Here is a 12,549-nt window from a genome sequence, read left to right on the forward strand (position 1 = left end):
TTTATTTAAAAGTTTATTATAGTTGTTAATATAAATTATCTTTTAGTATTTTTTCAGAAATACTTTTAACGTCCACTCCAAGATATCGCTCAACGGCTTGGGTTTTACCGTGGCTTATAAATTTATCCTCATACTCAAAACTGGTAATTTTAACGTCATAAATTTTTTCATCCTGTAAAAATGCTGCGAGAATTTCACCTACGCCGCCCTTTTTGGCTCCATCCGAAAATACATACCATATCTTTTTTTCTTGAGCTAAATTTAAAAGAAGCTCCCTATCAAGCGGCTTTACAAAGACTAAATCAACAAGAGTTGCATCAAGCTTACCGATAAGCTCTTTTCTAACCAAATTTGCTTTTCCAACCGCGTTTCCGTATCCTATAAATGCTATTTTTCCTTCTGCAGGAGCTAAAATTTCGCCTTTACCAAGCTTAAATTCACGAGCTTCAAATTCGCCCTCTTCAAGCAGAAAATTTCCGCGAGGATATCTAAAAGCACAGGCTCCGATGTGCATATATGCATACTCCATAGCGAATTTAAAATTTGCCGCGCACCTTGGAGCAAAAAGCGTGATATTTGGAACTAAATTTAGATAACTGATATCAAAAGCTCCCTGATGAGTCTCTCCGTCTTCACCCACGATACCTGCTCTATCCATAGCAAAGACGACGTTTAAATTCATAATGCAAGCATCGTGAATAACCTGATCGTAAGCTCGCTGCAAGAAAGTTGAGTATATAGTGATAAAAGGCTTAAAACCCTCTTTTGCCATCGCAGCCATCGAAGTTACGGCGTGCTGCTCGGCGATTGCTACATCCCAAAATCTATGCGGAAACTTCTCTATAAGTGCGTCAAGACCTGTTCCTGTAGGCATCGCAGCAGTAACGCCTACTATATTTTCATGCTTGCTTGCAAGCTCTGTAAGATACTCGCTATAAAGAGCGGTCGCCGATTTTGCGACGGATTTTTTGATACTCTCTCCACTTTTAAGATCAAACGGACCAACTCCATGCCAGTTTGCGTAGTGCCCTTCGGCCTTTTCGTAGCCTTTGCCTTTTAAGGTTTGAGCATGCACTATAACGGGTTTTTTCATAGCTTTTGCAACTTCAAGTGCGTCTATGAGGGCTTTGATGTCGTGTCCGTCGACAGGACCTATATACTCAAGTCCAAGCTCTTCAAAAAACATGCCCGGAGTTATAAGTCTAATCCCCTCTTCCATCCTGCGCGCCATGTAAGCGGCAGAATCAGGCATGTAGCTTAAAAATTTCTCGACCCTGCTTTTAAATTTCTGATAAGGCTGTCCCGCCATCATCTGGCTTAGGTATTTACTAAGCGCGCCTATGGGCTTACTTATACTCATCTCGTTGTCGTTTAAGATGATGACACAAGGGTATTTGCGGTCTCCAAGCTCATTTAGTGCCTCGTAAGCCATGCCCGCACTCATCGAGCCGTCACCTATCATAGCTACGGGCAAGCGATCTTCGCCTTTAAGTCTTATCGCCTTAGCGGCTCCTACGGCAAGAGAGATAGAAGTAGAGCTGTGTCCCGCTACAAAATAATCAAATTCGCTTTCGCTTGGCTTGGTGTAGCCGCTTATGCCGCCAAATTGCCTTAGCGAGTCAAATTTATCCCAACGACCCGTTAAGAGCTTATGCGCATAGCTTTGGTGGCTCACGTCAAATATAAACGGGTCTTTACTCACGTCAAACACATAATGCATAGCAACTATAAGCTCTACCGCACCGATGTTTGAACTAAGATGCCCGCCGTTTTTACTCACGGTTTGTAAAATTTTATCTCTAAGTTTTTGAGCAAGCTCTTCTAGCTCGCTCACACTCATCGCTTTTAAATTTATCTCATCCATTTTCATTCGCTAATTATCTTTTTGATCTTTTCAAATCTTGATTCTATAGTGCCGTCAAGATTTCCGATATCGCTCATCACGATCACGCCGCCTACATTGATGGCTTCATCAGGCACAACTTGTATATTGTCGCTTGCGCCAAACTGCTCTTTTAAAAACTCAAAATCCTTTTGACTAACGCGAATTTGCACATCTTTAGCCTCGCTTAAATCCTTCATCAAGGCTTTTGCCAGTGCGTAAGCCACGCTTGAAGAGCTTGTTGAAATTTCTTTTTTAACTATCTGCCTTGCGATATCAATAGCGGTATTTGAGAGCTCCTCTTCGCTTGAAACCAAAAAACGCTCAAATTTAGCAGACTCGTTATCAAGCCTTGAAACAGAAGAGCTATATCTACTTTCAAGCTCTTTTAATTTCTCTTCAAATTTCGCTTTAGCCTCGGTATTGCCTTGCTGTAAGCCTTCGTCTTTAGCTCTTGCAACTTCGTTTTCAAGACGTCTGGCAAATTCGCTCTCTTGATTTTCTATCTGCATTTGAAGCTTTATGATACTGCCTGAGAGCTCATCGATTCGCTTTAAAAGCTCCTCTACGAAATTTGACTGAGCAGCATTATCTTGCGAAAGAGAAATTTTGGGCGAATTTTGAGAGTCATCTTTAGTAGGAGTAAAATTAGAATCAAAAATTTTTACATCATCGGTTGAGCCTATGTCTTTTTCGTATTTTAAATTTTGCCCTACAAAGCCGTTGTCATGAGTGTGGCTCTCTTCGACTTTTTTTTCCTGACCCAAAACCTTAAACCGATAATTTTCAACAAAGTGCTTTTTAGCATCTTCGTTGGATATAACGCTACTTCTCATTCTATCATCTCATCAGCTTCACCGACCTGGAAGACCCCCTGATCGGCTAAGGCTTGGACTTGCTCTACTATTCTGCGCTGCGCCTCTTCGACGTCTTTTACGCGAACGGCGCCAAGATACTGCATCTCCTCTTTAAACGCTTCGCTTGCACGCTGTGACATACTGGACATAAATTTCTCTTTAAGTGCGTCGCCTGAGCCCTTAAGTGCAACCATAAGATCTTTTTTATCGACATTTTTAAGAATTTCTCTAATGGCGATTTGATTAAGCGTGTTAATATCTTCAAATGTAAACATAAGCTCTTTGATAACGGTAGCAAGCTTTTCATCACTGTCTTCAATATGCTCAAGCGTTGATTTTGAGGCTTTTTGTCCAAGTCTATTAAGAACTTCGGCAACCGCTCTTGGACCGCCGACCTCAACTTTATATGAAGTGAGACTTTCAAGCTTGCCTTCAAGCACGGTTGAAACTCTTTTGATAACAGAAGGGCTGATATCGCCTAAATTCGCCATTCTCATCACGACTTCGCCTCTAAGATCGTCGCTAAAATAAGAAAGCGTCTCCGCAGCGCTCGTTGAGTCCATATGAGCAAGTATCAAGGCTATGGTTTGAGGGTGTTCTTTGGTGATGAAGTCCGCTAACTGCTGAGGCTTGATCTTGGTTAGATAGCCAAAGCTCTTAGTGCTTTCCATGCTTTTAGCAAGTTTATCAAGAATTTTTTGCGCGGTTTCAGGACCAAAAGTGCGGTATAAAATTTCTTTAGCATATTCAAGACCGCCACTTCTCATGTATTGATTTGACTGCATAAGTGCGTAAAATTCTTCCAAAACCGCAGCCGCAACCTGTCTATCTACGCTTTTTGCCGTAGCGATGTAGCGTGAAATTTCAGTTATCACATCAACTTCCATATGAGAAAATAAAAGCGTAGTGGCATCTTCTCCAAGCTGGATTAGAAGTATCGCGACCTTTTCGGGCATTGAAAGATCGTCGTAAATTAACTTTTGTTGTTCGTTTAACTTAGTAGCCATCAAAAATCCTTGCGGTTGCTAAAATCAACGTCATTTTTAATCATATCCTGAAGCAATACCGATATCTCTTCGCTTCGCTCCTGCACGATAAGCTTAGTCTTTTCAAGCAAGACATCGTATCTTAACTCGTCCTCGTTGAAATTTTCACCGATTCCAAGTTGCTCTTCGACTTTTTTCTTAGCGGCTTTAAATTTCTCCAAAGCATCTTCGCTATCGTCAAGATCTATCATATCAGGTAACTCTTCAGGCTCTTCTTCTTTGATATTTTCAACCATTTTTTCCATGAACGGCACGATGATTTTCTTATAAAATATAAATAATAAAAGCGCGACAAAAAGATACTTCAGTATCGGCAAAAACGGCGTTACGTAAGCATCAAAAAACGAATTCACCTTACTTGCGGGCGTTTCGTTGCTAGGGCGCTGGAATTCAAAATTGCTAAGCGTAACTTCATCGCCTCTATTTGCATCAAAGCCTACGGACTGCTTGATAAGTGCGTTTATCTGATCAAGCTGTTCTTTGTTAAGCGGTATGTATTCGATCTCTTTTGTTAAATTTCCGCTCTCATCTTTTTTATTTTCGTATCTTCCGTCAACCACCACCGCAGCGCTTAAACGCTTGATAGTAGCGAACTGATCCTTGATACGCATAACTTTCTTTGAAATTTCATAATTCGTAGTTGCCGAGCTTTTGGTATAAAGCTCCTCAAGCTTTTTATCTTCAAGACCCTCAACAGGACCTATATTGCTAACCGCACCAGGCACGCCCTGTACCTCCGGAGCTTTAGAGCCTTGGCGTTTTTCTTCAATATTTTGCTCGCTTCTGGCGACCGAATTTGGATCAAAAGTCTCGCTTTCGCTATCTTTGCGCGAAAAATCAAAATCAATCGTAACCTTAGCCACGACCTTATGCATGCCGCCTACGATTGGCGAAAGCACATTCAGTATCTTTTGCTCGAGCGCATTTTCGGCTTCGCGTTTATACCTTATCTGCTGAGCGATCATATCGCTATCATAGTCGCCATCCTCTTCGCCTAAAGGAATTCCGTCTTGATTTACGATTTTTACGTTTTGAGGAGTGAGATTTGCAACCGCCGAAGAGACTAAATTTTTAATTCCCGTAATCTGCTTTAAATTAAGACTCTGTCCGTCTTTTAGATTCAATACTATCGAGGCTGAAGGAGGAGTCGTTCGCTCCGTAAATAACGTCTCTTTTGGGATTGCTATTCGCACAAGAGCCTTATCTATCGGCGCTAGGCTTTCTATCGTGCGGGCTAACTCACCTTCAAGAGCTCTTTGAAATTTGACCTTTTGCTCGGCATCCGTAGCTCCAAATTCCTGCTTGTCAAAAATTTCAAAACCGACTTTATTGTCCTTTAAAATTCCCATAGAAGCTACGGAAATTCGCTCTTTATAAACGTCGGCAGTCGGCACTAAGATGGTGCCTTCGTTGTAAATTTTATATTTTACGCCGTTTTTTTCAAGCTGCTGAACGATAAGCGCGGAATCACTCGGAGAGATGTTTTCAAAAAGTACGCTATATCCGTCATAGCTTTGAGCTTGAGAGCTTTTATAAATACTAAGAAAGACCAAAAAACCCACGACAAACACAACCGAGCTTGCCGCGATTATACGCTGTTTTAAAGAGAGATTTTGATAAATTTGTCCAATCTGCTGAAATATCGCTTTAAAATCCATTTCCTATCTTATAGTCCCCTCTAATTCGCTTAAAACTCTATCATTTTGCCACTGTAGTCCTATCGTGATACGAACGGCATTTAGTCCATAACTTTTTAAATCACGTAAAATTATACCTTTTTTTAGCAGAATTTGCGCGATATTGCCTGCATTTAGCTCATTAAATTTATAAGTTATGAAATTTGTATAGCTATTTATGAACTCGATTTGGTTTTTCTTTGCAAATTCTTCATACCTTATCATCTCTTTAAAATTCGCTTCTATCGAGCGCCTTACGAACTCCTCATCCTTTAGAGCTTCAATCGCCGCTTTAAGACTTAAATTCGTGATATTAAAAGGCGCTCTAAGCTTGCCAAGCTCGCCTATGACGCTAGCGTCTGCGATACCGTATCCCACTCGCATACCGCCAAGCCCGTAAGCCTTAGAAAAGGTACCAAGATAAACGGCGTTTTTAAATTTCGCTATAAGCTCGTTTGGTTTTATCTCTTTTTTAGCGTCTTTAAATTTTGCAAATTCCTGATACGCGCCGTCGATCACCACAAGCACGTTTTCATCAACTTCGCCAAGAAATTTATATACTTCATCCGCATCTACGCACTCGCCAAGCGGGTTGTTCGGCAAGCAAAGAAATATGATAGCAATCTCGTCTTTATGTGCGTTATAAATTTCTCTAAATTCGTTTAAATCATGTTCTTTGGCTTTGGTTTTATAAATTTTAGTGCCGGTTTGTTTGGCGTAAATTTCATACATAGCAAAGGTTACTCCCGCCATCAGCACGGCGTTTTTAGCATTTGCCTTTGCATGAACGGCAAACTCTATCACCTGATCGCTTCCCGAGCCTATTATAAGGCACTTTTCATCTACGCCAAATTTCTTTGCAAGTGCAGCTTTTAGCTCAAAATAGCTATCATCAGGATATAAGCTCATCTTGCTTGCATACTCTCTTATGGCTTCAACGACGGCTTTGCTCGTGCCAAACGGATTTTCGTTACTAGCTAGCTTGATCACGTCATTTGCTGCTATGCCAAACTCCCTAACCACAAGTTCAATCGGCTTACCCGCTTCATAGTTTATCAAATTTGCCAAATTCTCGTTAAATTTCATCTCTCATCTCCTGAAATGTAGCTTCCAAGCCAGGTTATCTCATCACCGAATGTCTTTACCTTTTCAATGGCTCTAACGACGTTTTCATCGTCTATATGACCTTCAAAATCTATATAAAAGACAGTCCTAAACTCGCGCTCTTTTATAGGACGGCTTTCAAGCTTGGTTAAATTTATCCCCTCGTCCCTAAAGGCTCCAAGCAGGTCGGCAAGCCCACCGGGACGGTGATCGGTGCGAGCCAAAATAGATGTTTTATTTCTCTGAGCGCGTTCGTTTTTAAAATCACTCAATATAAAAAATCTCGTGCGATTTGCCATATTATCCTCAATCGTCTCAAACAAAATCGGCACATTATAAAGCTTAGCAGCAATCTTTGAGCAGATCGCCGCCGAATTTGGCTCTGTTGAAGCAAATTTCGCAGCCTCTGCAGTTGATTTTGTAGGGATAAACTCGGCACTTGAAAGCAGATGATCATCTAAAAATTTAAGGCACTGGTTGTATCCTTGCGGATGCGAATAAATACGCTTAATGTCGCCTAAATTCTCGCAAGTACTTGCAAAGCTGTGGTGTATATCCATGTAAATTTCAGCCACTACTTTAACGCCCTCAAACCTACCAAGACAATCAAGCGTCGCACCAACTGCGCCTTCGGTATTGTTTTCGATAGGCACTACACCGTATTTTGCCTCTTTGTGCTTAAGCTTAGTAAAAACCGACTCAATCGTAGCAAGCGGCAGATACGAGCTCATCGCGCCAAATCTACTCTCGGCAGCTTGATGAGTGTAAGTGCCTTCAGGCCCTAAGTAGGCGACTTTCTCGGGCATTTCAAGATTTCTGCTAACTGCGAAAATTTCAAGATATATCGCTTCGATTGCCGATTTGTTTAAGATATTTGAGCCGCTACTTTCAAGGCGGTTTAGTATCGCTCTTTCTCGCTCGGGACGATATATCGAAGTGCCGCTGGTCTGTTTTAGTTCGCCGATTTTTTTGACAAACTTCATGCGTTCGTTTAATTTTTTTAAAATTTCATCATCAATCTTGTCGATTTCACTTCGCAAATCATTTATATTTTGCATTTAGCTCCTTTAAAAACTCGGAAACATCGACGTAAATTTTATCTACTACGTGTGGCTTAACGCCTGAATTTTTAGTATCCTTTACCTTGCCGCTTAAAACAAGAGCCGTTTTCATGCCAAGCTCTTTTGCACCCACCAAATCGCCCTTAGCGTCATCGCTGATTATCAAAATATCGTTAAATTTAGCCTTTGTATTTTGTAAATTTAATAATTCCAAAGCGGCTTTATAAAACTCTTTGCTTGGCTTTCCGATGACTTCATATTCGCGTCCCGTAGCGTAATTTAGCATCTTGGCTATCGCTCCTACGCCGGGATAACTTCGATTATTTTTTTTATATACGCTAGTTTCGCTCATTGCAATTAGTTTTGCACCGTTTTGCAAAATTTCTATCATTGAAGCAAATTCATCAAATTTAAAGTCATCTCCGCTAGCCACTATCACGGCTTTAGCGAAATTTTCATCAAGCTCATAGCCTAAATTTCTCATTGTTTGTTTGAATTTATCAGCTCCAAAGGCTGCGATTTTACAAGGCGGCAAGATACTTTCAAGCACGCAAAAAGGATCTATATAAGCACCCTCTTTTATCGATAGCCCCTTGTTTCTAAGCTCTGCTAAAAACTCATCGCTTTTAAATTTCGTGTTATTTGTTATGACGACATACGGAATGCTTTGCAAATTTAAAAACTCAATCAGCTCACAAGCGCCGTTTATGGGGCTTTTGTCACTATCGCTTATCAAAGTGCCCTGAACGTCGATAAATATCACAAAAGATCCTTTTCAAGAGCGATCAGATCTTCAAAACTTTCGCGACGCCTAATCAAAAAATCCTTACCGTCTTTTACGCCAACTTCTGCAGCTCTTAAGCGCGTGTTGTAGTTGCTACTCATGCTAAAGCCGTAGGCTCCTGCTGATTTTACTACGAGCAGATCCTTGCTATCGCAAGTCGGTAAATTTACATTTTTAGCTAAAAAATCGCCGCTTTCGCATACGGGGCCTACCACATCGCAAAGACTAAAGTCAAATTTGTCCAAATCCTCTTGCTTGCAGTTGCAGACTACTTGTCCGTCTTTAACTGCAAAAATTTTATGCTCCGCTCCGTAAAGGCTTGGGCGAAGCAAGTCGTTCATCGCTCCGTCAACCACGACAAAGCGCTTTTGTTTATTAAATTTCTCATACAAAACGCTAGTTAAAAAATACCCACTATTGCCTACGATAAATCTACCCGGCTCACAAACGATCGTTACGTCAAGACTGCTTAAATTGCTCAAAATTCCCTGCGCGTACTCATATAAATTCGGCTCTTTTTCATCACCATATACGATACCAAGTCCGCCGCCAACGTCAAAAAATTTGATATCGATCTCAATTGATTTTAATTCTCTAAGCAGATTTGAAACGACCTTTGAAGCCTGCACTATAGGCTCTATATCGGTGATTTGCGAGCCGATATGGGAGTGTATGCCGACAGGCTCAAAGAAGGCTGAATTTTTAGCGTGTAAGTACATTTTTTTAGCAGTTTTAATATCAACGCCAAATTTATTTTCATTAAGTCCCGTTGAGATGTAAGGGTGAGTTTTGGCGTCTATATCAGGGTTTACTCTTATACTTATGCGAGCCGTTTTACCAAGTTCTTTTGCAACCTTCTCAAGACTATACATCTCGGCTTCACTCTCTAAATTTATCATCAAAATTTCATTTTCAAGAGCGAATTTGAGCTCATCATCGCTCTTACCCACACCGCTAAAAATGATCTGGTATTTTTTAGCTCCCGCCGTCAAAGCTCGCCTTACTTCGCCTTGACTTACGCAATCAAACCCTGCGCCTAAATTTGCAAGATGCTTCAAAACGCTTAAGTTTGAATTTGCCTTAACGGCATAACAAACCAAAGATTTTCTAGCGTGAAAAGCCTGCTTTAAAGCCTCATATCTAGCGGCTATATAATCAAAATCATAAACATAAAGAGGGGTGCCGTAAGTTTTGGCTAAATTTGTAAAATCCATAAAACTAACCTTGATAGAAATGATTAGATTTTACTGAATTTTCGCCTAAATTTGACTTAACGGTGCTTAAAATAAAGATATAAAGCAACCCCAAATATACAAACTATTGGCAACAAGACTCCAAGCTCCGGCAGTATAACACCGTTATGAGCAAATCTCATGAGTACAAATAGAGCACCCCAAACACAAAGTGTTACTATAATAAACACAAAACTGGCAAGTGCGAGATTAAAAAATCTACCCGTAACAGGCAAGAAATAATAGATTATAAAAACCATTAGAGGCGCAAAAAACGGAGAAAAGACTAGATTGTACAAAGTAGTTTTGGCTGCATTTAGCCCAACGCCTTCTTTTTCAAATGCAAATATAAAATCAAGCGCGTCTAAAATAGATATGGAAGAGCTTGCCTGATAGGCGTTTTCTATGGTTTTTGGCTTAAAACCTTCTAAACTCTCAAGAGTGTCAAAGTGCCTTATATCAAGCCCTTTTGCGCCAAGCTTTACGATTTCCGGCATAGTAGTTACATTTACATCTTTAAGTAACCATTTGTTATCGCTAAAGCTTGCTTCGTTACCAAAAGTAGCGCTTAGCAGCTTTCCGTTAGACACATCAAATATCCTTATGTCTTTTACCGTAGCCGTTACGGGATTAAGCTCTTTGATGTAGATAAATTTGCCCTCGAATTTCAAAAATATATCAGAACTAACACGCGAAATTTGAGAAGTTTTCATCAAATTTCTTTGAAATTCGTAGGAGTAGGCAAAGGGGGTAAAATTTAAGCCGACATACATAAGAGTAATCACAAGAGCAATGATAAAAGGCGGCTTAATAAGCGTGTTTTTGCTAATACCAAGAGCGTAAAAGCTAACAAGCTCGTTGTTTCTAATCATGCTAAATTTGCTAACAATCAAGGCGAAAATCAAAGATAGCGGAAGCACGTAATTAACGGCAGTAAGCGATGTCAGCGAGAAATAAAGCAGTCTTAAGTTCGCACTTGTAGGCATGTCTTTTAGATTTGTAAGTATATCGATACCCACGTAAAAAAATATGAGGGCTAAAAATATCACAAAAAACGATTTAAAATATAGCCAGCCGACATATCTTGCGTACAAATTCACTAAAACACCTTCATTAAATTTGTCGAATTCTATCTAATTTAAATTAAATCCAGCCTATTTAAGGATAAATTTTAAGTTTTAATTTGACAAATAAGATATCCAATCTTCATTTAAAGCACTTTATTTGCAATATGAAATTTAAGCTTATTTTTACAGCTTTTAAGCAATTGGCTTTACAACAAAGCCAAAAAACAAATAAAAGAAATTTTATCTTGTCTAAATTGATTACTAAAATCTATTAAAAATTTTAGACAAAAGCGGCGACAATAAATTTAGCCTTAGACTAGCAACTTTCAGTATGAAATCATTAAAAATTTAACTAATTACTATTTGTACACACTCACTTTCGCAATACCCAACTTCTCTTTTTTATAAATGACAATTGATTGTTTTGTTTAAAATAGTGTTTTGCAATGATTTTATAACCGTCTTTCAGGTATTGATTTTGCAACACTAATCCCTTATATTATGCTTTAAAGCATAATCTTCTATCTTTTCTTTTAAGTCTTTAGGGAAATACTCTCTATACATTGCAGGTATAGTAGGATTTAGTTTTTTATCCAGTGTTCCTGCTTCATACATTCTTTTTAACTCTTCGGGGGTATTGTAGTATGGTGCATTAGGATAGCCTTCGGGAGGAGTTAAGGATATTATTTTAGATTCTAGTAGGGTTGAGTCTATGTAAAGAGAGATGTCTTTGTCGCTCCAATCATCAGGAAATGCAGCATTATACCTCTCAGGATTTTCTTGAAAATCTTTCTTAACATACTCCATAAATTCCTCTCTTGATCTTTCATCGGCATCCATATCCCTAGGATCAAGTAGTTCTCCTTTTTCTTCAACTAGTTCTCTTAGCCCTCTATGAAGACCGCCGGCAGGATCTAAAGCCAACCCTCCCCTATTAAAATCCATTATCCAATCCACTCCTATTATCTCGTCCAGATAAGGTATCATACCGTATTCATCTAAAGGCGGGTTGTTGTATATAAGTTCTAATTCTTTTGATCTGATTAAGTCTTTTTGTGATCCTGATGTAGTAGATGATGAGGAAAAATATCTGGCTAATACTTTTAAAGCATCTACTTCTCCCAATTGGGCAGATAAGAATACGGCTTGCCTAGCTCTTGTCTTAAATCCTGAATAGTTAAGTATGGTTGCCCTTGCAAATGATCTTTTATCTCCCAGCATTCCTGCACATATTCTCCATTCCCCTGAAAACAGTCTTGATTTTAAACTGTCTACATTAGCACTTACCCTATCATATATATCTTCATATTCGGGTTTAGTAAGAACTCCTTTACTGTCTACTCTAAGCATAGCGTCTTCAGGAATTTCTATCATAGTACATTTTAAGTTACTTCTTTTAATTAAATATATAAACCTTTCTCTTTTATCTTTTAAGCTTTCATAGTAAGCTTTTTCTTTTTTAGTCCAAGGAGCTATACTTCCTTTTTGAGGTCTTTTATAACTCATATCAAGCCATGCTTGAAATGAGAGATAATCTGTTTGTCCGTATGAGTCGGGTTTAGGGTTATAGTAGTTTGGTTTATAGTTTATATAAGCAGATGAGTCTAGGATGGCTCTGGAGTCTAGGAGCATTTGGGATTTTTCTTTTATTCCTTGAGTTCGGCTTTTAAATTTTTCTGCAGGTATTAGTAAATTAGTTTTACTATCAAACTGTATCTCTCTTCCATTAGGAGCTATAACCGTATAAGTCTCATTACCGTTCACTGAATTTCCTTTTAGATATATTGCTATGATTATTGTTAGAATTATAAATATTAAAGATATTATTGTAAGTTTATTA

Annotated in this window: 10 protein-coding genes; all 10 read right to left on the reverse strand. The window is 39.1% G+C overall.

Annotated elements, in window-relative coordinates; genetic code table 11:
* Positions 1 to 25 precede the first annotated feature (25 nt).
* Entirely contained in the window at positions 26 to 1,855 is a 1,830-nt protein-coding gene (dxs, locus tag CORI_RS08655) for a 1-deoxy-D-xylulose-5-phosphate synthase (RefSeq protein ID WP_173031982.1), read from the reverse strand.
* A gap of 11 nt (positions 1,856 to 1,866) precedes the next feature.
* Positions 1,867 to 2,718 carry a flagellar assembly protein FliH gene (fliH, locus tag CORI_RS08660; protein ID WP_173031640.1) on the reverse strand — a complete coding sequence of 284 codons (852 nt, stop codon included), beginning with the start codon at positions 2,716 to 2,718 and terminating at the stop codon, positions 1,867 to 1,869.
* The gene (gene fliG, locus CORI_RS08665; protein WP_169942160.1) at positions 2,715 to 3,746 is read right to left on the reverse strand and encodes a flagellar motor switch protein FliG; all 1,032 of its coding nucleotides are present in this window, start codon (positions 3,744 to 3,746) and stop codon (positions 2,715 to 2,717) included. Before fliG ends, fliH begins: the two co-directional genes overlap by 4 nt.
* Entirely contained in the window at positions 3,746 to 5,443 is a 1,698-nt protein-coding gene (gene fliF, locus CORI_RS08670) for a flagellar basal-body MS-ring/collar protein FliF (protein WP_173031641.1), read from the reverse strand. The genes fliG and fliF overlap by 1 nt, the downstream gene beginning before the upstream one ends.
* Positions 5,444 to 5,446: 3 nt before the next feature.
* A complete protein-coding gene (gene hisC / locus CORI_RS08675; RefSeq protein WP_173031642.1) occupies positions 5,447 to 6,547 on the reverse strand; it encodes a histidinol-phosphate transaminase in 1,101 nt (366 codons plus the stop codon).
* Positions 6,544 to 7,623, reverse strand: coding sequence for a prephenate dehydratase (gene pheA, locus CORI_RS08680; protein ID WP_169942154.1), 1,080 nt, complete (start codon positions 7,621 to 7,623; stop codon positions 6,544 to 6,546). Before pheA ends, hisC begins: the two co-directional genes overlap by 4 nt.
* Complete coding sequence (locus CORI_RS08685) at positions 7,607 to 8,389, reverse strand: HAD-IIA family hydrolase (RefSeq protein WP_173031643.1); 783 nt, start codon at positions 8,387 to 8,389, stop codon at positions 7,607 to 7,609. The genes pheA and CORI_RS08685 overlap by 17 nt, the downstream gene beginning before the upstream one ends.
* A complete protein-coding gene (gene lysA, locus CORI_RS08690; protein WP_301952216.1) occupies positions 8,386 to 9,639 on the reverse strand; it encodes a diaminopimelate decarboxylase in 1,254 nt (417 codons plus the stop codon). The genes CORI_RS08685 and lysA overlap by 4 nt, the downstream gene beginning before the upstream one ends.
* 41 nt (positions 9,640 to 9,680) lie before the next feature.
* Positions 9,681 to 10,742 (reverse strand): LptF/LptG family permease, encoded by a 1,062-nt coding sequence (locus CORI_RS08695; RefSeq protein ID WP_173031645.1) that lies wholly within the window; start codon positions 10,740 to 10,742, stop codon positions 9,681 to 9,683.
* Between the two features lie 453 nt (positions 10,743 to 11,195).
* A complete protein-coding gene (locus CORI_RS08700; RefSeq protein ID WP_254064916.1) occupies positions 11,196 to 12,473 on the reverse strand; it encodes a thioredoxin reductase in 1,278 nt (425 codons plus the stop codon).
* Positions 12,474 to 12,549: the final 76 nt, after the last annotated feature.

The organism is Campylobacter sp. CCUG 57310, assembly GCF_013201975.1.
Taxonomy (GTDB): domain Bacteria; phylum Campylobacterota; class Campylobacteria; order Campylobacterales; family Campylobacteraceae; genus Campylobacter_A; species Campylobacter_A canis.